Genomic DNA, 391 nt, shown 5'->3' with positions numbered 1-391 from the left:
CGGGCAGCATCCTCCAGTTTTTTCAAAGATGCTTTCAAATCCACCAGTTGCTTGTTCAACTGATCAATTCGATCCTGAAGGGCCTCCTTGGTCTTATTCGTTCCTCCAATTGTCGCTCCAGTCAATTCCAAATCTTCTTCCAAATTTGTAAGTCCAGATTGCACATTTTTCATTTCATCCTGAACCATTGTCAATTGTTCGCCTAGCACTCGCACCTGTTTTTGGTTCTCTTCATGCACCTGTTGAATTTGCTGGTTCACAAATTGCTGCTGCTTGTCCAACGTATGAACGGCAAAAGCATAACCAGCATATGCGAGTCCTCCCCAGAGCAGAATAGCCAAAATCATAGGCAGCGGGGACCGCTTTCCTTCTGTCCGGGAGGGAAGCAACG

At 46.3% G+C, this 391-nt stretch carries 1 protein-coding gene; it reads right to left on the bottom strand.

Annotated elements, in window-relative coordinates; genetic code table 11:
• The coding region (locus tag SB773_RS30270; protein ID WP_410593887.1) for a hypothetical protein at positions 1-347 on the bottom strand (347 nt) is incomplete at its 3' end.
• Positions 348-391: the final 44 nt, after the last annotated feature.

The organism is Bacillus sp. SIMBA_074 (assembly GCF_046534555.1).
GTDB lineage: Bacteria > Bacillota > Bacilli > Bacillales > Bacillaceae_G > Bacillus_A > Bacillus_A mycoides.
The sequence above is the reverse complement of the archived record's forward strand: the minus strand, read 5'-3'. Positions and strand labels throughout refer to the sequence as shown.